General features: G+C 58.6%; 26 protein-coding genes. 8 read left to right on the top strand and 18 right to left on the bottom strand.

Translation table 11 applies throughout. From position 1 onward, the window contains the following. Positions 1-37: 37 nt before the first annotated feature. Together ABIZ35_RS13525 and ABIZ35_RS13520 are read right to left on the bottom strand one after the other, a co-directional pair. On the bottom strand, positions 38-1087 hold the full coding sequence (locus ABIZ35_RS13525) for an ATPase, T2SS/T4P/T4SS family (protein WP_348220441.1): 1050 nt from the start codon (positions 1085-1087) through the stop codon (positions 38-40). Between the two features lie 41 nt (positions 1088-1128). Continuing rightward, positions 1129-2154 carry a hypothetical protein gene (locus ABIZ35_RS13520; protein WP_348220440.1) on the bottom strand — a complete coding sequence of 342 codons (1026 nt, stop codon included), beginning with the start codon at positions 2152-2154 and terminating at the stop codon, positions 1129-1131. 183 nt (positions 2155-2337) lie between these two features. Here ABIZ35_RS13520 and ABIZ35_RS13515 point away from each other — a divergent pair, with 183 nt between their 5' ends. Beyond that, a complete protein-coding gene (locus ABIZ35_RS13515) occupies positions 2338-2835 on the top strand; it encodes an ATP-binding protein (RefSeq protein WP_348220439.1) in 498 nt (165 codons plus the stop codon). Between the two features lie 23 nt (positions 2836-2858). Here the strand turns inward: ABIZ35_RS13515 and ABIZ35_RS13510 are convergent, their stop codons facing one another. After that, on the bottom strand, positions 2859-3926 hold the full coding sequence (locus tag ABIZ35_RS13510) for a hypothetical protein (protein ID WP_348220438.1): 1068 nt from the start codon (positions 3924-3926) through the stop codon (positions 2859-2861). A 194-nt stretch (positions 3927-4120) separates the two neighbouring features. Between ABIZ35_RS13510 and ABIZ35_RS13505 the strand changes: the two genes are divergently transcribed. Together ABIZ35_RS13505 and ABIZ35_RS13500 are read left to right on the top strand one after the other, a co-directional pair. After that, positions 4121-4846, top strand: a complete 726-nt coding sequence (locus tag ABIZ35_RS13505) for an SDR family oxidoreductase (RefSeq protein WP_348220437.1) — start codon at positions 4121-4123, stop codon at positions 4844-4846. 88 nt (positions 4847-4934) lie between these two features. Then, positions 4935-6179 carry a TCR/Tet family MFS transporter gene (locus ABIZ35_RS13500; protein WP_348220436.1) on the top strand — a complete coding sequence of 415 codons (1245 nt, stop codon included), beginning with the start codon at positions 4935-4937 and terminating at the stop codon, positions 6177-6179. On the opposite strand, the gene ABIZ35_RS13495 is transcribed toward ABIZ35_RS13500, so the two are convergent. The 10 genes from ABIZ35_RS13495 to ABIZ35_RS13450 all read right to left on the bottom strand — a co-directional run bounded on the left by ABIZ35_RS13495 (position 6149) and on the right by ABIZ35_RS13450 (position 14128). Then, positions 6149-9502, bottom strand: coding sequence for a DUF5696 domain-containing protein (locus ABIZ35_RS13495; protein ID WP_348220435.1), 3354 nt, complete (start codon positions 9500-9502; stop codon positions 6149-6151). The genes ABIZ35_RS13500 and ABIZ35_RS13495 overlap by 31 nt on opposite strands. Positions 9503-9512: 10 nt before the next feature. Further along, positions 9513-9842: a barstar family protein gene (locus ABIZ35_RS13490; RefSeq protein WP_348220434.1), complete on the bottom strand. Its 330-nt coding sequence runs from the start codon at positions 9840-9842 to the stop codon at positions 9513-9515. A gap of 4 nt (positions 9843-9846) precedes the next feature. Continuing rightward, the gene (locus ABIZ35_RS13485; RefSeq protein ID WP_348220433.1) at positions 9847-10272 is read right to left on the bottom strand and encodes a DUF4375 domain-containing protein; all 426 of its coding nucleotides are present in this window, start codon (positions 10270-10272) and stop codon (positions 9847-9849) included. Positions 10273-10285: 13 nt separating this feature from the next. Continuing rightward, positions 10286-10645 (bottom strand): response regulator, encoded by a 360-nt coding sequence (locus ABIZ35_RS13480; protein WP_348220432.1) that lies wholly within the window; start codon positions 10643-10645, stop codon positions 10286-10288. A gap of 9 nt (positions 10646-10654) precedes the next feature. Further along, positions 10655-11134 (bottom strand): hypothetical protein, encoded by a 480-nt coding sequence (locus tag ABIZ35_RS13475; RefSeq protein WP_348220431.1) that lies wholly within the window; start codon positions 11132-11134, stop codon positions 10655-10657. Between the two features lie 29 nt (positions 11135-11163). After that, entirely contained in the window at positions 11164-11535 is a 372-nt protein-coding gene (locus tag ABIZ35_RS13470; protein WP_348220430.1) for a VOC family protein, read from the bottom strand. Beyond that, positions 11535-11735, bottom strand: coding sequence for a hypothetical protein (locus tag ABIZ35_RS13465; RefSeq protein WP_348220429.1), 201 nt, complete (start codon positions 11733-11735; stop codon positions 11535-11537). Before ABIZ35_RS13465 ends, ABIZ35_RS13470 begins: the two co-directional genes overlap by 1 nt. A gap of 48 nt (positions 11736-11783) precedes the next feature. Further along, positions 11784-12302 (bottom strand): hypothetical protein, encoded by a 519-nt coding sequence (locus ABIZ35_RS13460; RefSeq protein WP_348220428.1) that lies wholly within the window; start codon positions 12300-12302, stop codon positions 11784-11786. 17 nt (positions 12303-12319) lie between these two features. Further along, on the bottom strand, positions 12320-12907 hold the full coding sequence (locus ABIZ35_RS13455; RefSeq protein ID WP_348220427.1) for a hypothetical protein: 588 nt from the start codon (positions 12905-12907) through the stop codon (positions 12320-12322). Between the two features lie 408 nt (positions 12908-13315). Further along, entirely contained in the window at positions 13316-14128 is an 813-nt protein-coding gene (locus tag ABIZ35_RS13450; protein WP_348220426.1) for a DUF1559 domain-containing protein, read from the bottom strand. Positions 14129-14367: 239 nt separating this feature from the next. Here ABIZ35_RS13450 and ABIZ35_RS13445 point away from each other — a divergent pair, with 239 nt between their 5' ends. Together ABIZ35_RS13445 and ABIZ35_RS13440 are read left to right on the top strand one after the other, a co-directional pair. Further along, positions 14368-15387, top strand: a complete 1020-nt coding sequence (locus ABIZ35_RS13445) for a LacI family DNA-binding transcriptional regulator (RefSeq protein WP_348220425.1) — start codon at positions 14368-14370, stop codon at positions 15385-15387. Positions 15388-15470: 83 nt separating this feature from the next. Next, positions 15471-16703: a cellulase family glycosylhydrolase gene (locus tag ABIZ35_RS13440; RefSeq protein ID WP_348220424.1), complete on the top strand. Its 1233-nt coding sequence runs from the start codon at positions 15471-15473 to the stop codon at positions 16701-16703. 50 nt (positions 16704-16753) lie between these two features. Here the strand turns inward: ABIZ35_RS13440 and ABIZ35_RS13435 are convergent, their stop codons facing one another. From ABIZ35_RS13435 to ABIZ35_RS13420, 4 genes are all read right to left on the bottom strand, one after another. Next, complete coding sequence (locus ABIZ35_RS13435; protein WP_348220423.1) at positions 16754-16903, bottom strand: hypothetical protein; 150 nt, start codon at positions 16901-16903, stop codon at positions 16754-16756. Positions 16904-16955: 52 nt separating this feature from the next. Beyond that, positions 16956-17252, bottom strand: coding sequence for a hypothetical protein (locus ABIZ35_RS13430; RefSeq protein ID WP_348220422.1), 297 nt, complete (start codon positions 17250-17252; stop codon positions 16956-16958). Positions 17253-17433: 181 nt separating this feature from the next. Further along, positions 17434-18504, bottom strand: coding sequence for a hypothetical protein (locus tag ABIZ35_RS13425; protein WP_348220421.1), 1071 nt, complete (start codon positions 18502-18504; stop codon positions 17434-17436). Positions 18505-18698: 194 nt separating this feature from the next. Further along, positions 18699-20279, bottom strand: a complete 1581-nt coding sequence (locus ABIZ35_RS13420; protein ID WP_348220420.1) for a hypothetical protein — start codon at positions 20277-20279, stop codon at positions 18699-18701. A gap of 225 nt (positions 20280-20504) precedes the next feature. Here ABIZ35_RS13420 and ABIZ35_RS13415 point away from each other — a divergent pair, with 225 nt between their 5' ends. Together ABIZ35_RS13415 and ABIZ35_RS13410 are read left to right on the top strand one after the other, a co-directional pair. Further along, on the top strand, positions 20505-20939 hold the full coding sequence (locus ABIZ35_RS13415; RefSeq protein ID WP_348220419.1) for a globin family protein: 435 nt from the start codon (positions 20505-20507) through the stop codon (positions 20937-20939). 125 nt (positions 20940-21064) lie between these two features. Next, positions 21065-23773: a BTAD domain-containing putative transcriptional regulator gene (locus ABIZ35_RS13410; protein WP_348220418.1), complete on the top strand. Its 2709-nt coding sequence runs from the start codon at positions 21065-21067 to the stop codon at positions 23771-23773. A gap of 2 nt (positions 23774-23775) precedes the next feature. On the opposite strand, the gene ABIZ35_RS13405 is transcribed toward ABIZ35_RS13410, so the two are convergent. Further along, entirely contained in the window at positions 23776-23967 is a 192-nt protein-coding gene (locus ABIZ35_RS13405) for a hypothetical protein (RefSeq protein WP_348220417.1), read from the bottom strand. Positions 23968-24177: 210 nt separating this feature from the next. Between ABIZ35_RS13405 and ABIZ35_RS13400 the strand changes: the two genes are divergently transcribed. Beyond that, on the top strand, positions 24178-26085 hold the full coding sequence (locus ABIZ35_RS13400; protein WP_348220416.1) for an alpha-amylase family glycosyl hydrolase: 1908 nt from the start codon (positions 24178-24180) through the stop codon (positions 26083-26085). The last annotated feature ends 31 nt before the right edge of the window (positions 26086-26116 follow it).

The raw sequence follows: 26116 nt of genomic DNA, 5'->3' as shown, positions 1-26116 counted from the left end.
GCAAGTAAAGTACGCATGCCGGCTCTAACCGCAATCGTCATGATTTCCTCATGGCTCCCAGCTTGGAGGATTTGGGTAACGAGCTTCGGGTCACATTCGAGTACTTCCTGGAGCCCCATCTGTCCACGGTACCCGGTATTACGGCATTCGGAGCACCCGCCGCTTCATAGAGAATTGGATTTTCAGGAATCACATACCCTCCGAACGATGGATGGCGGCGCACTTTTTCCAGAATGATGCTTGCATCATCAGGACCGACGACAGTCTTACACACTGGGCAGAGACGCCGCACCAAATTAAGGCTGACAATCCCTGTCACAGACGCGGCGATTAGGGGCGGTGCGGCGCCCATGTCCGCCAAACGCAGCAGCGTGCTCCGAGCATCGTTCGTATGCATGGCTGCCATCACAAGACATCCGCTGAGGGCAGCTTCGACAGCCGTTTGCGCATTGTCCAGATCGCGCAGGGCTTCCATCGTAACGAGCTGAACCGCCGGATCGTTGATCGTGGACAAACATGCGTTCAAGAAGGTCGTTTTTCCTGCCCCAACCCGCCCTGCAGCGATTACCATGCCGCTCGGCTTCGACAGGACACGCTTGACCGTTGTCATTATCACCAGATCAAAACCAAGAGTGTCGATACTGAGCGGGACAGATGAATTGTCGATCACGCGCATGACAATCTTCTCCCCAAAAAATGTCGGTATACAGCTGACACGCAGGTCGTACTCTACCCCCAAGAGATTGATCTGTATTCTTCCACACTGTGGCGCTCGCTTTTCCATCACGCTCAGGCCGGCCATTCCCTTGAACCGCGCCATCAAAGCATTATGTAACGACATGGAGATACGACGTCCGGGATACAGCACGCCGTCAAAACGATGGCGAATGAGGAGTTCATGGCGCTTCGGCTCACAGTGAATATCGCTGGAGCCAAATTGGAGCGCCTCTAGGATCAATTGATTGGCAATCGACGCAATCTTTTCTTCATCGCCGCCCAGCGCCGCCAACACTCCCATTTCGGCGGCCAATGCATCCAGATCTGCCCATTCGCGCATATCCACGCCTTGCAAACTTCCATTCGTCATTGCCGCCTCGCTTCTATTATGCTTCTGCGCTTTCCTCAATTTTAGTACGAATGGGAGTAATCAAACTCTTTAGCAGGAAGAACAAGATCCGCTTTCGTCCACGTCTTATTAATCGGGCCAAGGGGCATTGCCTGGCTGAATTCGACAACGGCGGTTTGCGGGAGGCTCCTAATATTCGGCGGCAAGGACAGGACTACTCCGCCGGGTTTGTCGAGCAGGCGCCAGGTTCCACGAGCCGTTTTGAGTTGTTGGTCGGTCGAACGGTAGTACGTTCCCGGTGCGGGTTCTTGACACTCGAATTGATCCCAATATTTTTTTGGATTTTTCCATGCCTCGACCCCCGCATCTCGTGGAGGGTTGCCATGCTTCTCGCCGGAGGTATTCAGCCGGGCCTTCGAAGCCAGAGTGTTCCACTGACCTGCACTGTGCTCCGACCAGGATGTCCCTGCACTCTGCAGAACAGAATCGGCCTTGATCCCCTCGTCCGTATCCTTCGCCTGATCGTAGGAGCCGTCCGGATGAAGACAGAACCGATCCGTGATGGTGGTCTTATCGTTCGGCTGCTCGGAATGTTGATACAATGCAAGCGTTGATTTATGGCGATCACCGATACGCTGAAATTTATCTGCGGGAATGACGCAGTCTCTCCGTCCGGCGTTTTCATTCGGCCGCCCGAACGGCAGAGTTTGATCGAGCTCAACAATGGCGGCGGCGGGAATGTCACCAGCGGTTTGAGGCATGGAAAGCAGAGTTCCGCCAGGCTTGTCTCGAAGCCGCCAGGTTCCCTTTTGCGTCGCCACTATTGGGTTGGAATCATTGTCAGCAATGGCAGTTGTGTCAGAAAAGGCATTCGGGCTTGTGAAGTCAGTGACCATCCGTTTCTTCCTCTGCTCGTAAGTGCCGTCCGTATGAAGTTTCACAATGTCAACAATCGGATCGCCCGCGCCGCTCGTATCCATTTGTTGGTAAGACGCCACAATTGCCGATGCCGGAGTTCCCTGGCATTGAGAGGCAGCGAGCAGGCAGCCGCCTAGTAAAAATATCGTGCCTATCTTGCGTGCAGTCATGGTATGATCCCTCACATCCGCCGGCGATATTTTTTTTATTATGCCATGATATTTCCGGTGCAGATAATTATCCAGCAGATGCAATCGACTTCGCGCTAAAGATTGCCTGCTTGTATTAGACTTAGGAAAGATCTATGACAATGGCTACTCATGATTTGACATGAGCGGAAAGCGCTGACCTGCATGATACTCAAATTATCCCTGGATTTGCCGGAGGAGATTGAATACATCCGTCTCACTCGCGTGCTCGGTAAAAGTACGCTGGAATGCATGAACGTCATACTCACTGATATTGAAGATGTCGAAACGATTCTCAGCGAGCTGACAAGCAATGTCGTCCGCCACGCTCACTCCATCGACGGCCGATATGGCCTCGTTCTGGAATACTACGCCACAAAGCTGGTCATCATCGTAAAAGACAAGGGGCGCGGCTTCTCAGCTGCGGACGAAAGCAAAAAGCCCGAAGAGCGAAAGGGCCTGCATGGCGAAGTGCGCCTCGGCGGTTACGGTCTCAAAATCGTCCAGGGTCTCTCCGATCGCCTGCAATTCACACAATCCGACCGGAATGGGACAACCGTCCGCGCCGTAAAGCTATTATCATACAACTCCAGTGACGACGCCGCCTTCGCCAATAAGCTAAACGCCGGCCCCTGCGCCTCTCCGCTGACGGTTTCGATATGAATGGTTTTACGGCATCGTAGAGATTACGGCGCCGGAATAATGTACATATCATAAGGCGTTGACAGACCGGACCCCACAATGACGCTCAAATGCTTGCTGTCCGGTGTCCACTGCAATGCACTGGGATAATCTCCACGCCCATCCTGTGGATCGGCATAGCCAGCCGTACGCCAGTGCGCGCCGTTCCGATTAGACACCCAGATCTCCATACGCTTGCCGGCGGCCCCTTTGTTAACCACGCGCCACACCAAACTCTTTCCATCGGGCGAAAGCATCGGCAGCGGAAACGCGGGCACGGGAAGCGAAATCCGCCTTGCCTTTGCCATCACCTGAGGACGATTGAGTGCGAACTCGTACAGCGTGACGCTGCGGTCTACGGTATTGTTATCGCCCGACCCGACAACCGCCGCACCGGCCGGGGTAAAGCCGACAAGATACGTCGGCGCATTGGGACGATGCATCACATTGGGAATGCGTTTTTCCTGCGGCGGCAGCTTCACCTCCACTCGCCGCCACCTGTCTGGGCGCATACGATCGAAGATCGTGGCGTAAAGCAGGCCATGACCGCCATCGGACACAATGACCCAATGACGGTTATCCGCCATCCAGGGATGCACATCGCCAATCAGCGCCATGTCGTCAATGCCATTCTGAAATCGGCTTGCGGGAATGTTGAACGGACGCATCTTGCCGAAGGTCGGCATCAAATACCAGTGAAACACGTCCGTCGCCTGAGGGTCCGTCGCGACGGCCCACTGACCATCCGGCGAAACACCCAACGTCGATCGCAGCTCAGGAACAGCCATCGGCGTTTCCTGCTTCGTGATGAGATTGTATACAACCCACCCTTCCTGGGCCGGACGCCCCTGCTGCGGACCCCGAAATCGAAAACAGACGAGTTCACTGGCGTTTTTCCACGAGTAATTCTCAACAATCCCCGGCAGCCGAATTTTTCTCGCGTGCGCAAAGAGGGATACCGTGGGAGGCGGCAGAGCGCGTTTCGATTGCGGCGCGGCCACAGAGGGCGGAGTTGTCAAGATGAGACAGCTGACTGTCAGTCCAAAAAGCAGACGAAAGTTTGAGAATATCATTGAGGGGCCTTATTTGGTCCTGACGGGTCTGGAAATGTGCAGTGGCATTATCTTACCAGAATCTTCGACGCCTCGTGATTAGGATGACATTGCTCGCAAAAATCCACGTGAAGAAGCGAACCCGTATAGGAAACTTGGTGTTCTTGAAAGTGCAACGCGGAACTTCGAAAGCGTCAAACTAAGGAGACAGAACAATGGCTGACAAGAAAGTCGCATTGATTACCGGAGCGAATAAAGGCATCGGCAAGGAGATCGCCCGGCAGCTGGGAGTGCAGGGTTTCACCGTACTGATCGGCGCGCGGGATGCGGGCCGGGGCGCGGAAGCGGTCGCGGATTTGACGAAGGACGGCATTGAAGCCCAGGCGATCCAGCTTGAGGTGACGGATCAGGCGAGCATTGAAGCCGCTGTCGTGAAAGTCGAAGCGGATTATGGCAAGCTGGATGTGCTTGTCAACAATGCTGGGGTATATTTCGAATCGGGCGCCGCGAGCGAGACCGATATCGAAACCTTTAAGAAGACCTATGACACCAATGTCTTCGGCGTGTTCGCTATGATACGGGCGTTTCTGCCTTTGGTCAAAAAAGCGGAAGTGGGACGGATCGTCAACATGTCCAGCGGTTTAGGGTCGATTACGCAAAACAGCGATCCCAACTGGGCGTTTGCCGCCGCCAAACCCGTCGCTTATAACTCGTCGAAATCGGCGGTGAACGCGATCACGGTGATCTTCGCGGCGGAACTCAAGAACACGCCGATCAAGGTCAACGCCGCCGATCCGGGATATGTCGCCACGGACCTGAATGGAAACAGCGGCTACCGTACGGTGGAGCAAGGCGCGACCGCCGCCGTTCGGCTCGCGACGCTCCCCGCCGACGGCCCGACCGGCGGCTACTTCGATGAAGACGGCGCGATTCCGTGGTAAACGATTCCGCCCCTTATCCTGCGACTGGATAAGGGGCGATTTTGAGAGGAATCCCCTGCCCCGCCGCCGAATTGTTCTCCACTCTGCAATGAAGCGATCCGCAAGCCTCAGTTTTATTTTTGTCACCCTTTTGATCGATGTTCTCGGCTCCGGACTTCTGGTTCCGATCCTGCCGGGCTTCATCGGCCGGCTTTCGCACCATGGGCTCAGCGCGTCGGCGCGCGACTATGGGTGGCTGCTTTCGCTTTACGGCGCGATGCAGTTTCTGTTCGCGCCGCTCTTCGGCGCGCTCAGCGACCGTTTCGGCCGCCGCCCCATTCTCCTCATTTCCCTGCTGTTCACGGGGTTCGACTATATCATCATGGCCCTGGCGCCGACACTGCCATGGCTCTACTTCGGACGGATTCTTTCGGGGATCACGGGGGCAAGCTACACGGCGGCGACGGCGTATATCGCCGATATCAGCCCGCCGGAGAAACGGGCGCAGAACTTTGGGCTGGTCGGGGCGGCGTTCGGAGTCGGGTTTATCATCGGACCGGCCGCCGGCGGATTTCTGGGAGCGATCGACACTCGCCTGCCGTTCTGGGTGGCGGCCGGGCTGTCACTGACGAACTTGCTGTATGGATTCTTCGTCCTTCCGGAATCGCATGCCGTGGAGAACCGGCGTCGCTTCTCATGGCGCGAAACGAGCCCCATCGGCGCAATGATTGTGTTGGGGAAGTACCCGATTGTTTGGGGACTGACGGGCGCGCTGGCGGCGGCGAACCTGGGAATGCAGTGTCTGAACAGCACGTGGGTGCTGTTCACGACAGCTAAGTTCGGCTGGACGGTCCGGGATAACGGCATCGCGCTCGCGGCCTTCGGCCTGATCGCGCTGGTCTCGCAGGTCGGCCTGTCGCGGCTGATCCTGCCGCGGCTGGGTGAGAAACGGGCGATGCTGGTGGGTCTGGCGGTGGGGGCGTTTGAATACGCCGCCTATGCATTGGCGCCCCAGGGCTGGATGATCTATCCCGTCATGATGCTTGGAGCGATCGGCTTCGTCTCCGGTCAGGCCACGCAGGGTCTGCTCTCGCGGCAGGTCAGCGAGCGCGAGCAGGGCGCATTGCAGGGGGCGCTGGCGAGCCTGGCCAGCCTCACAGGAATCCTCGGCCCAGTGATCGGCGCCGGCATCTTCGCTTACTTCACCAGCGACCGAACGCCCTTAACCCTTCCCGGGGCTCCGTTTCTGCTCAGCGCCTTCCTGAACCTCGTCGCCCTGGCCCTGGCCGTGCGGACCATGCAAAGACTGCGCACGTCCACGAATCAAGATCGGCCCTTGGACGTTAGTTCGTAGCACACGGCGCCGGGAACGGTGTTCACCGTAAATTGCCGCCACTTTGCTCCGACCTTTGATGACGTGATTGGAACACCCTCAAGCACGCGGCCATCCACGCTCATCGCTTTCACCACCAGCTTCCCAGAATGCAGTCCAAGCGCGGCGGGATCGAAGGCGACGGTGAATAGTATGTCGCGCGGCATGGGAGTCACACGCCACTTCAAGCCGCCATAGCACTTCATCATCACGCTTTCGTCGGTGGCGATCGGCCCGAAGTTGATCGGCGTAGAAGGGCGTGTCGGATGTTCCACGGAGGCAATCGCCGAAACTGGCGCCACACGCTGAAGCTCGATCTTGGCGCCCTGGTCACGGACATGGAGAACGCCGATCTCATAGCGCCGGCCGCCGTCGTCCTTGGAGTTCAGCGCCAGCCGGTCGCCTTGTTCGGGCGAATACAGCCCCGTGCGAATGGAGTAATCGCCGTCCGGCAGATCCGCCGGCAGCGTGACGGCGGCGTTCTGGCCTTCCGTGCGGCCCGTCGGCCAGTCCTGGGGCGCAGGTATGGCGGCGGGCATTTGAAACAAAATCACATCCGACGACTCTGAACGCACGACATGCACGAAGGTCGCTTCGCCGATGGGGATCTTTTCACCAGTGTTCCATGCGAAAGTGATATCGAATGTCCGTGCGCCTGTCTGAGTGAAGCGCGCCACGGATGGCTTGGCGTCCCATTGTTTCGGCGCCACGGTCATGGAAACGGCGCGGCAATTGGCGAAGATGCTATCCGGCGTCCGCGCAAAGTCCACGATCCGGCCGCCGCGCCGCGCGGTATACGCCAGCAGGTCATGCCCCTCGGCGATCCAGCCAAACGGCGCCAGCGTCACCTTCCCGCCGCCCGCCGGCACAACCCAGTCTTTGTCTCGCCCATTAGCCGTGACTGTCAGACCGTTGGCGTAAGTCACGCGCGCGCGATCAAACGACGCCCTCGCCGCTACCGCCGCATTTGTGTCGACCATGGCGCCATTCACTTCGTATTGGATGGAGCGTACGGGTGTCGCGGCATAACGACGTGTGACGGGCAGGACTAGATTGTGTTCCTGCCAGAGAAACGGCAGGGAATCGACGAGCGGATTGGCGACAAATCCCGAATGCCCATAGATTAGTTCTTGCATTCGGTACTGGTCCAGCAGGCGCGCGGGAAGCGTCCAGGTCGCCGGCGGCGTCATCCAGCGCTCCAGATATCCCATGCCATGATTGAGCATTCGGGGATGGACCTTAAGCAGTGCGAAATCGACGAACAGCGGCGCGGTCTGGCCGCCATTGCTGGGAACTCCAACGCCGAACTGTCCTTCGACCCCATCCAATAAGCCCGCCCAGATCCAGTCATGCGATCCTTCCCCGAGCGCTGGTCCGCCGTAAATTTTTCGTGTCAACGCCCAGAGCTGCGTGTTTGCCTTGCGCATCGCCTGCACCTTGCCGGCGTCGGGCCTGCCTGCCTGGAAGTCGATATGGAAGCTGGGACCGGTGGAGGAGTTCACATCGAGATATCCCGCGTTGGGCGCCAGGGTGTCATGAATTTTCGCCGTATGAACGCCCGCGATCTTCACAGTCGACGCAGGCGCGACGGCGTAAGATTGGATGAGGTTCTTCCATGCCAGCATCGGCTTGCCGTCGGCCTCATGGGCGACATCGGCCCAGTCGAACGAAGGGGCGTTCGGGTAAAGATCGGCGTAGTTGTCATGCAGTGCAATCATCTCGCCGTGACGCTTCGCCGCCGCAATCCAGGCGCGCATTCCCTCGTCGCCGCCCAGCGACGCCTGCGCAGGCGTAGTGTCCGGCAGCTTGTTGTCGTAGCCGCCGTTCTGCCAGTCATGAACGATGGTCAAAGTGTCCGTCAAGCCGTAGCTTGCCAGCAGATCCAGCCAGGCGGCATTCTCGGCGAAGGGGACATGACGCCAGTGGTCCACGATAATCTTGCCGCCCAGCGCCGCCCGGTACGGCGAAACGGGGTTCGGCGGCGTCGGAAGCACCGACGCGAAATCGGGTGTGACGGCGAAGTACGCAGTCTCGCGCACGGGATTGCGCGTCCCATCGGTCAGCGCGCCGTAACGCGCCGTCGCTCCATCGATAGTGCTCGCCTGAGAGCGAGCAAAATCCACGAACACGCTGGTGAACATGGCCTGATCCGGAAGATACTGCACCGTCCCATTTTGCAGATAGGGAACCAGAATGCCGCGCCGCATCGCCGTCGGACCAATCATCCCGAAGTAAACTGAAGCGATATACGGATCGTCGCTGCGCACATCAATCCGCGCGCTCGATCCTTTAAACGAGTAGATGTCGCACGCCAGCCGCACCACACGAGAACCAATCGTATATGTCATTTGGCGATGGATCACGCCGTCCCGGGTGATATTCTCCGTCACCTCGGTCTTCACGGAAGGATTGCTGGACGACATGATGCTTCCATCCGGCGCGACCAAAGTCACCGCTGCAAAATTACCGAAGGGTAAATTCAACGGCTCCGCGTGAGAACCTTTGGGGCGAGTGACGACAAAGCGCAGCCCACCCGCGAAATCACGCGGTTTACGAACGATCTGCGTATCGACCTGAACGCCGGGCTTTACGGACACAGGAAAAGTCGGCGAGGATGTCCCCCACCCCGCAACCTTGGAGTCCAAACGATACTGAGGAGCGTCGCCCATTACTTTCGTCGCCGCAGCAGCGCCGGAAACTTCAATACGACGGTTGCCCCACAACGCGTAGTCAAAGCCCGAATCATGGCTCGGCCCCGGATCGGTCTCAAACGTCACGACCACCGTGCGCCCCGCCTTGGCGCTCAGATCAATGTCCGCATCCGCCCACGTATCCGACGCCGTATTCTTCTCGAAAACACAGGCGCCGTCCACCATCACCCGGAACGTCACGCCATCCGACTTCCCCACCGCACTCGTCCCGATCGCCACCCCAAACTTCAGATGGACGCTCTGGGCCTTCGGCAGAGTCCACTGATAGCCCTGGTCGGCGTTCCCCGCCTGCCCACGCCACATCGGATGCAGCAGAAACGCCCGCCGACCATTCTGCTCCCCATACTCCGTCGCGGACACCCCCGTCTGGTCGTCGAACATCCCGACCCACCCAATCGGAAACGCCCCCGTCTTCCCATCCAGCCCATGCCACTCGACCGAGTACAGTCCAATCTCCTCCACCCACGTCGTCCCCGTCGGGATCGCCACCGCCAGCGGGTCGGACGCAGCGCCGTGTGAAGGAGTAGCGCACAGTGCTCCGAATACTGCAATAAAGACAACATGCTTCAATGCCGATCGTGATTTTCCAATCAAAGGGTGTCTCCTAACCGACGCGCACTAATGAAATCGCCGGGCTTTGTTCCCAATCGACATATCGAGCATTGACTAACGCCGTACATTTCACAAGCTCCGCCACTATTTCTGGTAAGCGTTCGTTCAAATCTGCAACGTGATGCAACTCAATATGAAGCACTTCGTCGTCCGCGAGTTTAAAGCATGTCATGCCATACTCGTCACGCAGATCGGAAAAACAATCGATCCACGCGTCCATGTTCGCTCCGTAAAAATCTGGGAAGCCGCAAGCTTCCTTGAATACTAAGTGAAACGACGCCCAATTCGTAATCTGTTCGCAATCGATATTTACAACAGCCATAAGCTTACGCCGCCATCAGTTCTTTTTGGTTGGCAAGCACAAACGCCTCGAACTTCTCGGCAAAGTTGTCAGGACAGACCAGAAACAGCGCGCCGATCTCATTCATGCTTTCTTTCACATCCGCGCCCATCGCCTCAATCTGCTCGCATCGTTTCGCCAGATCGAGCGGCGGCTGGCCACCGGGAAACAGCGCATTCGCGCTGCGGATCAGCGCCGACGACTCCAGGGCGCCGATCTCTTTGAGCGCTGAGACAGCAAACGCCGCATTTTTGCCCGCCTGGCTGTCGTAGTAGTCGTACAGGCTGTACTCGGCGACCATGCTGTCCAGATCGGTGATGGCGAAGACGACCCGCTGCGCCCGGTTAAGAAGACCAAAGCGCCCTTCCGCCCCCCGCGCCATCACAAACTCCACAATTTCCGATACTTCCATCTTTGCTACATCCTTAACTTATGGTAGTTTGCTGTCCTGGAAGCGCCGCAATTACGTCCCTAATCGTTGTAAACTCAGTCTTGCCGCAAATAGCGTGCGCGCCGGCCGCCATCAGCGCTTGATTGCCGAAGGCGTGCGAGGAAGTAGCGATGATCCCAGGCTGTGGCGTAAGCGCGCTAATCTCCTCAATCAGAGCGTCACCCTTGCCATCGTCCAGATCGTAATCGATCATCACCACATCGAAGACGGCTGGCTCCAGAACGGCGCGCGCCGCTGCGAGACTTGGGACAACGGTGACGTTGTGCTCGGCGAGGAACGTCTTTATGGCGATCTTCGCAAATCGATCGTGGTTTTCAACCCATAGGATGTTCATCGTGATATTTTACTGACCGTAAAACGACGACAGTGGCTTGTGTCTAATCATGGTGATGGCGAACAAAGCAATCACCACTGCAATGGATAGCGGCGCCTGCGCCAGAGCGAATGCCCGATCGCCACGGCGGACCATCTGGCGAGTCCACAGCACATCCAAAGCCACGCAAAGCGAACCTAAGAAAATCACGCATCCCGGGCCGAAATTGACCTGATCGAAAATAATGTCAGTCAAAACATGGGGTGAGCGTGGCGTGATCCAGCTCAAAGCACCGATGATAAAAAAGACGGGGAAATATAACAACAGGGCCAAGCAGTATAGCGATACGCCAAGAGGCGCCCCTAGCACTAAACCGAGCCCCCAGCCGCGAAGACCAAACCAAGACGCACGCCCTACCTCTCGATTTATCTCCGGTCGCGGAGAGCTTCCGTCCGCACGGCGTGCGAGAATCGACGCCTGATTGTCCGTGATTTTCTTTGTTTTCATCATGATCGATCCCACAGCTGCCGATAAAAAGTTCACGCCCGCTGCCCCACGAACACAAGGCATTCGTTTGGGTCGTCGATATGAAATTCACGCATTCCATAGCTCTGGGTGAACAGATCGCGGATGCGGTACTGGCCCTTGAACTGCGCGACATGCTCCCAAAGCGCGTCGATTCCTTCGACTTCGATGTAAATCTCCGTATGGCCGCGCAGGCCCTTTAAGATCGTTTCGTCCTGGACAAGGGAGAAATGCACGCTCGCGCCGTTCTTTTCGACAATCGAGTAGCCAGGAGACTGCATGGCGATGTCGAACAGCAGAACAGTAGTATAGAATGCGAGCGTCTTCTCCATGTCGGAGACGCCCAGCATGGGGCTGACGCGCTTGAATTGAACGTTTACGCTCATTACTGTCCTTTCTGAGATGACGGATCTTCAGGATGCGTGGGAGGCGGTGGCCACACGCCCGCTGGGGGCGCCGGCGGCCCGGACTGATGAGAGTGCGGACGTCGATCCGGGAAGAGCGCTTTTCGGACACACCAGATCGCGAAGATCCACCCCGCTACGAACAGTGGAAGGAGCAGAATGAACAAGACCACGGAAAACATAATGTCTCCTCACGAACGCTCTTCGCGTCCGCCGCGCCATCGGCGGCATCAGAGCAGGCCGCCGTCACGATACTTGTGCGCCTTGATCGCGACACGGACATCGTGCAGGGTTTTGAAGTCTCCGTAGATGTTCCCGGACCATCGCAGGTCGGCCTTTTTGCCCGTGTAGTGGAACAGCGAAGCGCAGCGGCTGTAGGCGATGCCGCCGCGTTCGTAGGTGACTAAACAATAGTCCTTGGAGACGGCGACGAAAATCAGACGGCGAAATGGCAGGCTCGTATCCTGCACGGCGTCGCCGACGTTCCACGGCTTGCCGGGCTCGGCCATGGGAAACGTCATCTTGGCGCCGGACGGAGGCGGCTCATTCAGCGGCGGGGCGGCGTAGAGAGCCTTCACCGACGCCGGCAGAGCATGGCTGGTGTAAGAAGTCTGGAATTTGTCGTTCAGCAAGTGTTTTCGGTCGGCCGGCGTCAGTGTCTTCTCACCTGTGGGCGAGGCGTGGAGCGTGACGCCGGCGGCGATCAGGCAAAGCGCCGTTGTGAACGCCTTCGGAAACTGTCGGATCATAGAACGATTCTCCTGGGTTAAAATCCTACTCCACCAGGTACGGCGGAAAGGGACGACTGGGCGCCGGGACGCATGTGGACGGTTTGCGTGTCCAGCTCCTCGGCGAGCTGTGCGTAGTCGCCTTTCCATTCGACGATCTTCTCGCGCTTTCCGTTCCAGGTCCAGAGATAGCGTCTCAAAATCTTAAGCTCCAGATGCTTCGTCTGATAGAACGTCACCAGCACGCCCGTCGTGAGCGGCCAAACGAACCACTGCGCGTCCGCCTTGGGAGAACGCTTGACGAACTTCTCCAAACACGACTCCAAGGCCTGTGTCACGTCGTCCGGGCCTTTGTCGGTAAAGATCTGCGCGGATGGATCCGACCAGGCCCAATCGGGCAGTTCCCGGATCTGCCAATCCCCCTCACACTTGTGCCAGCGCTCGATGTAAGCCAGCGGGTGCGGATAAGTGACTCCCCAGGCGAAGACAGCCCCATCGGGCTGAAGCGCGGCTTCCGTCTGGTCGCGGATAATATAATTCCAAATTGCGGCGGCGAGCGTATCGCCCTGAACGATGTGAACGACCGAATGCACGGTCTTTTCGAAAACGATGTAGTGGTTGGTCATAGATCTCATATCTGCGCGGAAGCGCTCTGAGATTATACTTCCCCAGACAGCAAAACAGCCGGCGCCTCACGGCGTCGGCTCACATTCGTTTTGAGTTTTGTGTGTGTGCTTCTGAACGGCTACTTCGGCGGCGCGGTTCGCGAGCGTGCTGCGCTTTCGGCTTGCTGCTGGGCCTGCATCTGTGATTGGGCAGCGGGATCAAGTGTTGCGGCGCCCGCAGGCGGAGGCGGTCCTGCGGGTTCTTCTTTATGACCGCAACCGACAACGCCCACAGAGGCGACAAAGATAGCGACGCACAATAATTTGAAGGTTTTTCGGTGATCGTACATAATCTTCGTTTTCATTTACAATCGAATGGCGAGAGCAATCAGAGTCGCTCTCGCCATATTATTTCCTTAGCCAAGGCAATTAAGAAGGATTGGGATTGGCCCAGCTGTATTCCTTCGCAGTGCTGCCCTCATACACCTGTGGAATATAAACATTCTGATACCACTTGATGCTGCCCTTATGCATGGCTTTAGCGTGACCATCACAGAACAGCACGTTCGCCATATCTGTATGACGATAGCGAACAGTTCGGCCCCCTTCCCAAGGAGTGCCGCTGCTGACATCACGGTTCATGGTATCGGAAGCCGAAATTGAGCTGTTGTCTTTCGACGGATCGTAAACGCCGCCAGTCTTGACGCTCGTCGCCCACCAATTTTGCATAGTTAGAAACTGCTCATAGCCCCAAGCAGCCCCATTTAATCCCTTTTCCGCAACCATAATTTTATCGGCAGGAGCATCCACAATCGCTAAGCTCCATGGTTTTACGAAGCCTGAATTAGGATCGTTGGGATCCTGTCCAGCATTGTTGGGAAACAGCCCGTCGCTGGCCCCGTAGTTTTGTCCCTGATCAGTATTTGGGAAAGATGGACAATGCCAGACACCCCCCGTTCCGTAGCTAGCACCGTTGAATTTGGCGCCGCTTTTAACGTACGGATCGACATGGTCATACCACTGGATTCCCCGCTGGTCATTGGCCTGAGGATATGTTTCATCGTAATCTTGTGTGTACTGAAAAATAGCGAGACCAATCTGCTTCAAATTGGATGTACAGGAAATCTGGCGGGCCTTCTCTCGGGCCTTGGCAAAGACAGGGAAGAGGATGGCGGCTAGGATCGCAATGATAGCGATCACAACGAGAAGCTCAATAAGTGTAAATCCGGCGCGTCGTTTCATCGGTGGAACTCCTTCTGGATAATGGCTGTGATATATGTCTCTAGTGTTTAAGCGGTTAAACTATCCTGAGTATATCAGACACTTGCCAATTTGTCAATAACAGTTTTTTTGAAATTATTGCGTATTTATCATATGGCAAATTGCACAGCTGAGCGAAATACGAGCGCTTGACAACTCAAGGCGGCCATGATACAATTGGCCCAACGTTTAACCGCGTAACCGAGGTGTGTGATCAGACAATGACTACTATCAAAGATGTCGCCAAGGCGTGCGGCGTCTCTACCGCCACCGTATCCTATGTATTGAACGGCAAGCGCGTGCTGCTGCCCGAAACGCGGGCGCGCGTGCTGAGGGCCATGCAGGAGCTGAACTACCATCCCAGCGCCGTGGCGCGAGGGCTGTCGCATAAGCGCATGAACACGATCGGCATCTTGTTTGGGACCGTCAATACGATGGTGGTCGTCAGCCATCCCTACACGTCGTTTATTCTGCAAGGGGTGCTCACGGCTTCCTCATCGGCGGGTTATAACGTCACGTTTTGCACCGATCCATGGCGGACCGCCGAGCTTTCGGCGGCGACTTACCGAGACCAGCGCACCGATGGACTGATCGTTGTGGCGCCGCCGATGGACGCCGATATTGTCCCGGCGCTCGCGTCCTGCAACATCCCCATCGTTACTGTTTCCTATCCCGGAGATCCTTACGGGATCGCCTCGGTGGATACGGACAATTTACATGGCACACGGCTTGCCTTGGAGCATTTGCGCGGTCTGGGCCATACGCGCATCGCGCATCTGACGGGGCCTGTGAACATGCTAGGCGGACGGACGCGCACGGAAGCTTATCATCATTTCATGTCGGCGGAAGGATTCCATTTGCCGCCGGAATACGCTGCTGGTCCAGGCGCGTTCGATGCAGATCTGGCCTACGCGCAGACACGGCGTTTGCTGACTCTGCCTAGCCCGCCGACCGCCATCTTCGCGGCGAATGACCAAAACGCCATGGGGGCCATGCAAGCCGCTCGCGATCTGGGCATCTCCGTACCGATCCGCCTCTCCGTGGTCGGCGTCGACGATACGCCCGAAGGCGCGATCGGCATTCCCGCGCTGACATCCGTGCGGCAGCCGCTGATCGAGATCGGCGAGACGGCGGCGCGCCTGCTTTTCCAAAGACTGGCTGGAGACGCGCCTGATCCGTCAACCTGGCTCCTCAAGCCCACGCTCGTCGTTCGCGACTCCACCGCTCCACCTGTCTCGTGAGGATGTGGTCTCGATCGTACGCAATTCTCTCGCAGTCGCCGGCCGTGTCGTCTCCGGCCGTCGGTCTCCACGACGCAGTTCTTATGAAAACACTTCTTCCCTGCCTTCTCGCCCTTTCGGCGACTTTGCTTCCCATCGCTCAGGCTCAGGCCGCCAAGCCATCTATGCTCCGCGCGCAGGGCGGCGCAATTGTGGACGCCAAGGGCAAGCCCGTGACGCTGCGCGGCGTCAACCTCGGCGGCTGGCTCGTGGAGGAGATGTGGATGCAGCCGTTCGTCACCAAGCCGCCCGAAGGCTCGTCCGAAGCGCCCGTCAAGGACCATGTGACCCTGTGGAAGACCGTGGAAAAGCGCCTCGGCGCGAAAGCCAAGACGCGCGTGCAGACGGCGTTTCGCAATTCCTGGATCGAGGAATCCGACTTTGACAGAATTCAGGCCGCCGGATTCAACTGCGTCCGCGTGCCGTTCCTCGCCGAGCTTGCCGACGAACCCGGCGGCCTTGCCTGGCTGGACCGCGCCGTCTCCTGGGCCGACAAGCGCGGCATGTATGTGATCTTGGATCTTCACGGAGCTCCTGGGGGTCAAAGCGATCAAGACCATACAGGACAATCTGGCGTCAATCTTTTCTTCAAGGAGCCTAAGAACATTGAGGCCGCCCAGGCGCTCTGGACACGACTCGCCAAACGGTACCGTAAGAGCAGCGCCGTCGCCGGCTACGATCTGCTGAACGAGCCGATGGGCGCAGCGAACTCCGCCGCGCTCTACCAAGTCCAGGACACCCTGTACAAAGCAGTTCGAGCAGGAGATCCCGACCATCTTGTCTTTATTGAAGATGGATACAAAGGCATCCAGCACATGCCCGACCCGACAGCGATGGGATGGACCAATGTCGTCCTCAGCGTCCACTACTATAACTTCAACGCCAAAACGCCGGAAGATCAGACCAAAAGCTCCGATGGGATTATCGCCGATATTCAGGCCGAGCGCGAGAAGCGCAAAGTCCCCTACTATCTCGGCGAGTTCTGTATGGAGCCGCACGGAACCTCGGACACGCTGACGCGTTTCGTAACCTCCATGCAGGGGCAGTCGATCTCCTGGTCGCCATGGAGCTACAAAGTGACATGGGCGAAAGGCGGACAATCGCAGTGGGGGCTATACAGCAATGCGGCGCCGATCACACCGATCGATCCGTTTCAGGATACCGAAGCGCAGATGATTGAAAAGTGCCGGCGCTTGCGAACAGAGAAGCTCGACGAAAACAAATCAATCACGACGGTGTACAAAATCACGGCTGGTAAGCAAATCGTGGATAGATGACGGATTGTGGCCAGCGCGGATCACCGCGTCGGCCGTACTTTTTATCGATATTAGCGCGCGGCGGCGACGCTCGCGATGTGAGTTACCGGAAGCGGGTTCTTACCCTCCGCGTTCAGCATCTGCATGCACAAAAAGTGAAGCGTGACAGCGACAACGGCAAACGTACCAAAAACTAAACGAAGCGCACTGCGGGGTGACATTTTTTACCTCATTTCAAAAGCTGCCCGACAAAATTGAAGGGACAAGACGATCTTATTGCTTGTCGCTCCGAACAGGGAGCAGCATAAAAGGCGTCAAATCCAAGTGTCGATCCGCATTCAGCGCTGGATGCGGAAGAAGCGTGAACTCTGAAAGCTTCTGCCGGCGAACGCGACATTTGTCTGAGCTTTTGGACATGACACGCGAAATATTTTGGGAGGCCGCCATCGGCGTGGGCGCCGCATGGATCGGCTTCACTTGATAGGACGCCGCAGCAGCCATTGCGGTTCCCGTCGCACAGACGCCGACGGCGACAGTCGCCGTAAATATCGTTTTCAATATACTAGTCATTTGTTATTCCTCAATCCTCGTTGATTGCTTCGTTCCAACGCCCCTCGGCTATACAGGGCATTGGAGACGCCTGCGAGAAGAGTATATGCGCCCACCGTGAGAAGGGCGTGATAGTCGCGTGAGATTTTCGTCCCTTGTTCGTTTTCCTGAGATGCGCCGAACGTAACGCGAATAGCGGCGGCTATTTCGCCGGCGCGTCGCTCAAGTCGAAGGCGAAGACGCGCGCCACGCGGGCGTCGATCTGTTTGCCTTCGGAAAGCTTCAGCGTCTTTCCCGCGACACTCTTGGGCAGGGGGAAGAAGAAGCGGATCCGGGCTTCTTCGCCCGGCGCCAATTCGCCGTATGTCGACTCATCTCGGGTCGCCTTCAGAAGCGCCTGGGTATAGCTGGCAGACTCGCCGTCGGCGTCGCGCAGGTCGGGGAGAAAGTCGCTCCAAACGTAGCGCTGCGTTCCCTGGCTGCGATTCTTGATGGTGAAGATCGTCGTGATATAACGATTGTTCTCCCCGGGCGCGCGCCCCAGCAGCGGGCCATCGACATATGCGACTTCGTCGAGACGCGTGTCGAAAACGCCGGTCGCATAAAAAATGTCGCGCTGTGCGGGGACTTCCTTCCTGGCGGTCGCCCCGCTGGCGTCCGAAGCGTCCGCGACATTGGCGGGCAAGGGCTTCACGTTGCCCGAAAGCGCATAACGAACGACCGGCGCGCCGCTTTCACGCAGCACGATTAGCTTGGGAACCACGCCCATCGCTGGAACGACGATCGCCGTCACGACATCCAGCTTCTGCGCCGGCTTCAAGCTAATGGAAAGCGGCTGAGTATCGCCCTCACGCACCACGGCCTGAATAAACTCGTGGTTGATATCTTTCGCGTCCACGGCGGTGAAGCGAATATCGCTCCAGCTGTAGGACTGCTCACGCGGCATCGGATTATGAACGGTATAGCGCAGCACCAGCAGCTTCTCATCCCCACGCGGCTGCCATGTGTTCAGCCCAACCGTAAAGGGAACAACGCTATACTCCGCGCTCTTCAGCGTGAAATTGATCGGGGTCGACTTGCCGATTGTGTAAGTCGTCCCAACCTTGCCGAAGTCTCCGGCCAACTGCGTCGTTCCCAGGACGATGGGTCCGGCTGCCTTCTTGGCGGAGGCGGCTTTCTTCACAGACGCCGGCGTCTTTGCCTGCGCCGGCGCTGCGCCGAGGGTTCCCGCAAAAAATGCCGCCGTAAATATCCAGCCACTTCTGAAAATCATGTTTGTGTGTCTCCCCTGACTTGGTTGAGTACACAATACACCCCCATCGTGTACAGAGCGTGTACAGAACAGGCCATTTCCCGCATAATTTCGGTTTGCCGAGAACAGCTTTGCATAAAATAAAACAGCCTCGACAAGATTGCTTGTCGAGGCTGTGGATAGCACTGCGATTTCGGTATTGGGAATTGGGTTCGTCACTCGTTAACGACATACGAAATCGTCGCGCTGGTATGATCGGGATTTCGGACCAAAATGGTGTGCGTTCCCTTGACCAGCTTGCTGGCCGGAAGGAACGCCACGATCAGGGATTCCGCGTGCACCTTCGCGTCGATCGCTTTGCCGTCAAATCCCACGACGGCGCCAAGTTGAAACCCTATTCCGGCGATCGAGATGTACTGGCTTGGGCTGCCTACCCGGACTGGCTGCGGCTGCGCCGAAGCAATCGTGAGCGGACGCGCCGGCGTGCTTCCAGACGGAAACAGCATCAGGCCGTGGAACTCATTGACGTTCGGAAATTTGCCAACAGCCAGGATCGCGCCACTGTTGTTGACCCCAATGGCGTCGTTGATATTGGGAACCGAAGTCCCCGGCGCCAGCAGCGCGTTCAGCGCATATCGCAACCCGCCATGATCGAGAAAACCCGATGGGGAAAAATTCGGCTGCGTGGCTGTGACAGGGCGAACTTCCATACCGACAATTTCGTTGGCCAAGTCGACGGACTTCGGCCGGGAAAGGGCGGCGTCATGGTTAGGATTGTCGGCGGCCCCGGTCTCATGATAAAGAGATCCAAGATTTACTTGTGTGAGCGTTCCCACATACGGGTCCAGCGCATACACAACGGTAACGGCGCCGCTAGGATCGATGAACAAACGGTCGTATCGAGGGATCGCGGCGACGGGAATGGCGCTCGCCTGAGCTGCGACGCCTGGCGTGATGGTCACGAAACGGCCGACCCCGGTCGCGGCGTTCTGCGTCGGGATCCAAACGAAGAAGACATGCGAAGCGGGGGTCGTGACCGTTCCATAGATGTCGCCCGAAGCATTTCGTCCATAAAACGAGACCGAGCTGTTCGACATCGAGAACCCCGTCGGCAGACCTGGATTGACATACGCACCAGCGTCATAAATCGCCAGCACATGATTGCGAATTCCGTAAACCCGCCCGAAATTATCGATGGCGCAGGGCGTAAACTCGCCCAGATCCTTCATCTGCACATTGCCTGGAACGCCGTCGTGGCTCAGATATGTGTAAAGGAAACCATGCTGCGGCAGGGCGCCGGCGGTAACTCCGACGACCTGACCGCGGTAATTGATCGCTGTCGGCTTGAGAGACTGATCCACTCCACGTGTGAGGACACCAAGATCGATCATCGAGCCGGATTTTTTATCGACAGAAGGAGTCCACAAAAACGGGTGAACGGTCGCGCCTGTCACTTGCGAGTAGCCGATGATCTGCCCACGATCGTTCATTCCCGCCACGGAAAACAGAGACCGATCGTTCCAGTTTGCGTACGGCAGATGAGGGAGATTGACAGTTCCGCCTGCCGCGCTCCAGAAAACGCCGATCCCGCCATTGATGTTTGTCCCAATGGCTCCATTGGGCGTGAGGATCCCCATGCCGTACGCGTCACCGGCCTGGTTGAGTCCCAGAGGCGCGTTCATGCCGACATCCTGATAGGTATACTGAGGAATAATGGATGCGGCCACGGCTGAGTGCAGCGCGCAAAAGATAAGTCCGGCGGCGACTGCGCCGCGCTTCCAAAGACGATCCGCCATAAATCGATTCTCCTAAATTCTGTCCAACCGCCTCGCGGCGGCGATGTACTGTCGAGAAACGATGCCTGCAAAATAACCGCTGGTTCGTATCACCGCTTTCATTATACGATCATACCAGGGGATATATAAGACTGCCTGCAATAATTATTTACTAAAATCTCACGATTATCTCACGATAGCGCGTTATGATAAAGCAGTAAACGCCGGAGGAGAAAGGGCGAGAAAATGACTCCCGAACAGAAAGACTTGATCGTGCAGAGTTTCAGCGACGTGAAACCACGCGCCGTCGAAGTGGCGGCCGCGTTTTACGCCCGCCTTTTCACGCTGGACCCAACCCTGAGGCCGATGTTCCTCGGGGACATGAAGTCGCAGCAGAAGAAGCTGATGGATGTGCTGTCGACGGCGGTGGATAGTTTGGAGCGGCTGGACGAGCTCGTCCCGGTTTTGTGGCAGCTCGGAAAACGCCATGGCGGCTATGGAGTTCAGGACGCCCATTACGACACCGTGGCGACCGCCCTCCTCGGCGCACTGGAGGCGGAACTCGGTCCGGAGGCGTTCACGGCGGCGCATAAGGCCGCCTGGACCGATGTCTATACATTGATGGCGACGGTGATGAAGCAGGCGGCGTCCGAAGGGGTCGTTGCGCGCGGCCGGCGATAGCATGGGGAGACGGCTGGGAGCGGTCCGAAATCTCAGAAGGAAAAGCACTTATTATTACCGAAATTATCCTTTGAGATTTTGTCCGGTACTTCCCTTCGCATTTTATGGACACCACACCCCAACCCATGCTCCAAATTCAGCTGCTCGGCGACCTTGTCGTGCCCTGCCCTGGCGGCGCCAATGCGCGTTTTGAAACCCGGCGAGCGGCCTCGCTGCTGGCGTTCCTGGCGGTGCATCGCCGCCGATCTCACCCGCGTGAAGAGCTGATCGAAATGCTGTGGCCCGATGAGGACGCGGACGCCACCCGGATTCGTTTTCGGCAGGTGCTTTCCACGCTGCGTCGGACACTGGAATCGGCCTGCGTGGATGCATCGGATCTGCTGATCGCCGACCGTGTTTCGGTGCGCCTGAGCGCTGATGTCTCCACGGATGTCTCACAATTTGAGGATGCGATGGCGTCCGCCTCCCGCGCCGACACGGCGGAAACGCGTGTCAAGGCGCTGCGCCGGGCGGTGGACGCTTATGGCGGCGAACTGCTGCCGGGCTATTATGATGACTGGGTGCTCGGTGAGCGTCGTCGTCTGGAAGAAGAATATCTGACCGCGCTCAGCCGCCTGGCGCAGGCGCTGAGCGACACCGGGGACCGAGATCAGGCGCTGGAATATGCACGCAAAGCGGTCCGACTGGACCCGCTGCGCGAGGAGAGCCATGCGGACGTGATCCGTGTGCTCGCCGCCGATGGCCGCATTGCGGAGGCCCTGCGGCAGTTCAGGGATCTGGAGCAAGTGCTTTGGAAAGAGCTGCGTGCGATGCCGGGCGCGGAGATCCAGACCCTGATCGAGCCGCTGCGCAGCGCGCCCACGCTGGTATTCGCTCCGGCGCCGGTCGCTGAAACAGCGCCGCCGTCCGGAACTCCTGTCGGGGCAGATGCGCCCCGGCGTGAAATCCCCATTCCTCCGATCGGCGGCATGCCCACCCGCCTTACCCGATTTTTTGGACGCCAGACGGAAATTGAAACACTTTCCGTGCTGCTCACCTCGGCGATTGATGACGAGACCAGCACGCGGCTGCTGACGCTCGTCGGCTCCGGAGGTTTGGGGAAAACACGTCTGGCTTTGGAAGTGGCGCGCCGGGTGGCGGCGCATTTCCCAGGCGGCGTTTGGTTCACTCCTCTCACCGATGTCGGGGACGCCAGTCTCCTCGTTTCGGCGATCGCCGACTCGCTGCGCCCTGGCCCGCCTCCCGGCGGCGATCTTTGGGAGCATTGTCTGACGCGTCTCGGCGGCGGACGGACGCTGCTGGTGCTTGATGGGATGGAGCATCTGGTGGACGAAGGCGCGCAGACCGTCCGCATGCTGCTGGAGCAGCGGGAAGAACTGACGTGCTTGGTCACCTCACGGCGACGTCTTAACCTTGGCGGCGAACAAGACTATCCCGTTTCTCCCCTCCCGGCGCCGAACGAGTTCGAGGAACCGGATTTGGCGGCGCTCACGCCGAGCATGCAGCTGTTTCTGGACCGCGCCCGCCAGGTCAGTCCGCAGTTCGCGCTGACGCCTGCAAACCAGGCGACCGTCGCCGCGCTCTGCCGCCGACTAGAAGGCATCCCCCTTGCGCTGGAGCTGGCCGCCGGCTGGGCGGGAGCGCTTACCCCCGCGCAGATGCTGCCGCGACTGTCCCAGCGATTCAATCTGCTGGTGAGCCGACGCGCGGATATGGACGCCCGTCACCGCAGCCTGCGCGCGACGCTGGAGTGGAGCTGCGAACGCCTCGATCCAGAGCTGCGTCAGTGCTTCGCCCGCCTCGCGGTGTTCCGAGGCGGCTGGACCTTGGAAGCCGCCGAGGAGGTCTGCGAAGAGCCACAGGCGTTCGATATTCTCAGCCAGCTTGGACAGCATTCTCTGCTTGTCACCGACACGCTTGGGGAAGAGATCCGCTTCTCCATGCTGGAGACACTGCGCGAGTACGCCTGGGAGCAATTGTTACCCGACGAGGCCCTGCCGCTCAACCGCCGGCATGCGCAGTGGCGACAGGCGCTCGCCGAGGAAGCCGCGCCGAAGCTCACCGGCCCCGATCAAATCCTCTGGCTGGACCGATTGGACGCCGAAGCCGAAAACCTGCGCGCCGCGCTGCACTGGCGCAATCGCGACGGACTGGGCCGATCCACCGAAGACAATGAAGCCGGCTTGAGCCTGGCGGGCTGCTCGTGGCGCTTTTGGGATGTTCGCGGCCATCACGAAGAAGGCTTGAAGTGGCTGGAGACATTCTTAACATATCACGACGACGCCGTCCCCACCCTCGCCCGCGTGCGCGCTCTAGAAGCCGCCGGCTCGCTGGAGCTTGCGCGTCGTGAGCCAGACCGCGCGCGCCCCTGGCTGGAGGATGCGGTCGCCGCCGCACGTGCGCTGGGCGACCAAAAACGGCTCGCCAGCGCCTTGTGCAGTTTGGGCGAATGCCTCTGCGACGGCGACGACATCGCCGCCGCCCGCGCAGCCTTCGACGAGAGCCAAACGCTGTTTCAATCCACACGCGACCACTTCGGATCGGCGCGCACCCTCGCCGGCGGCGCTCGTATCGCCCTGCGCTCGGGCGATTACCAGGACGCCCAGTCTCTGGCCGACCGCAGCGCGGCGATGCATCGTATCGCCGGCAACCTCAAAGGCATGGCGGGCGGCGTCCATATGAACGGCGTCGCCGCCCTGCGTCTCGGCGATCTTCCGACCGCCCGCAAGCGCCTCGCCGAAGGCCTCCTCCTCTGGCGACAGCTCGGCGACAAGCTAGGCATGCGTCAGGCGCAGACCGACCTCGACTCCTGCGACGCCACTCCCGTCGCCTGACCTTATTTCAAGGCCAAGGTCGACAGGATCTGCGCCGCCGCCGCCACGGCAAACAGCGCGCCCATATACCCGTTCACCACCCAATTCCCATACATCGCGCCGCGCGAAGGCGTCTCCCAATCCTGAATATCCTGCCGCGCGGCGTCTGCCTGCGCCGATGCCGACTGATCCTGTAAAACGAAATTGTTATCCATCGAACTCCTCCTTCGAAGCGCTTCGGTTATGAGAAGAGTATAAACGCCGACGGTGAGACAAACGTGAGAAGGGCGTGATTTGCGCGTGAGTTTCAGGCAATTTTCGCAAAATTATTTCCTTTGCCTGAACGGAGCCCTGCAATATTTCTGTTGACAAACAGTCTGTTAATTCTTATAATGCGTTTACCCAAACGTGTGGGGGAGGTTCAAATGCACTCAAATCACTTATTTTCGAGGATTGGCGGCGGAGCGGCGATGCTGCTGTTCTTGGGCGCGGCGAGCGGTTTCACGGCCCATGCGCAGAGCGCGTCGCCGGCGGTGGACCGCGTCGAGCCGCCGAGTTGGTGGTCGGGATCGACGATGAACCCAGTCCGCGTTTTGCTGCACGGCAGGAACCTGGCGGGCGCGAAAATCACGGCGCCGGGGGGAGGCGTGTCGGCGCGGGACGTTAAGGTCAATGGGAATGGCGATTATGTCTTTGTCGATATCGCGATTGACAAAAGCGCCGCGCCGGGCGTGCGGTCATTGAAGATTACGACGCCGGGCGGGTCGGCCACGGCGGCGTTCGAGGTGACGGCGCCCCTCCCCACATCCGGGCGGTTTCAGGGCTTCTCGCAAGACGATGTGGTCTATCAGATCATGCCCGATCGTTTCAGCGACGGCGATGCGGCGAACAACGATCCCGCCATCGCGAAGGGCCTGTACGGACGCAGCAACCCGTTTCTGTATCATGGGGGCGACTTCCAGGGCGTGATCAACCATCTGCCGTATCTCAAGGATCTCGGCGTGACGGCGATCTGGATTACTCCGGTTTATGAGAACGTCCACCATGCCAACACCCTTCAGGCGAAGGGACCGGAGCCTTACAGCGACTACCACGGGTACGGCGCCGTCAATCAATACGGCGTCGAGCAGCATTTCGGCGATCTTGCGAGCATGCGGGAGATGATCGACAAGGCGCATGCGCTAGGGATCAAGGTCATTCAAGATCAAGTCGCGAACCATGTCGGCCCCTATCATCCATGGGCGGACGCCCCGCCGACGCCAACCTGGTTCAACGGAACGGCGAAATCGCATCTCAACAATACCTATCAGATCTGGACAGTGATGGACCCGCACGGCGCGCCGGACGCATCGGCGGCGACGCTCGGCGGCTGGTTTGCGAACGTCCTGCCTGACATCAATCAGAACGATCCCGAAGCCGTCCGTTATCAGATCCAAAACGCGCTCTGGTGGGTGGGAATGACGGGGCTCGACGGCATACGGCAGGACACCATGCCCTACGTTCCGCGCGCCTTCTGGTCCGAGTGGTCCACGGCGATCACGCGCCAGTATCCGCGCGTCAACGCCGTGGGCGAAGTGTTCGACGGCGACGCCTCGCTCGTTTCTTATTTTCAGGGGGGACACAAAGGTCCGGACGGCGTGGACACCAAGATGGATTCGCTCTTTGATTACCCGCTCTACTTCCCACTGCGGCGCACGTTCGCGCAGGGCGGCTCGTTTCACGATCTCGTCGCCGATGAAGCTCACGACTGGCTCTTCCCGCATGCCGATCATCTGGTCACATTCCTGGGTAACCACGACGTCAAACGCTTCGCCAGCGAGGACGGCGCCACCACGGCGGGACTGAACCTCGCGCAGACATTTCTCATGACCAATCGCGGGATCCCACTGGTCTATTACGGCGACGAGCTGGGCATGAAGGGCGGCGACGATCCCGACAACCGCCAGGACTTCCCCGGCGGCTTTCCCGGCGACACGCGCGACGCTTTCACCGAAGCCGGCCGCACGCCCCAGGAGCAAGAAACCTGGTCCCACCTGCGCAAACTCACCCACCTGCGCGCCGAATTCCCCGCGCTGCGGCGCGGCGCACAGACAACGCTCTTCCAAACCGACAAGCAGTGGGCCTACGCACGCACGCTCGGCGGCGATTCAGTCATCGTCGTTTTGAATAACGACGCAAACCCGGCAACGTTTACCATCCCCATCGAAGCGGCGAACTTGCGCGAGGGAACAAGGCTGACGGATCGACTGGGATCAGCGGAATCGGCTGTGGTTACGGAGAACGGAATGAAGGTGACGCTTCCGGCGCGGACGGGGGCGGTATTTGTGAAATAAGACAAGCCGGCGGGCGACCCCATCGGCTTTC

The sequence above is a fragment of the Capsulimonas sp. genome, from assembly GCF_039929585.1.
Lineage (GTDB): Bacteria > Armatimonadota > Armatimonadia > Armatimonadales > Capsulimonadaceae > Capsulimonas.
The sequence above is the reverse complement of the archived record's forward strand: the minus strand, read 5'-3'. Positions and strand labels throughout refer to the sequence as shown.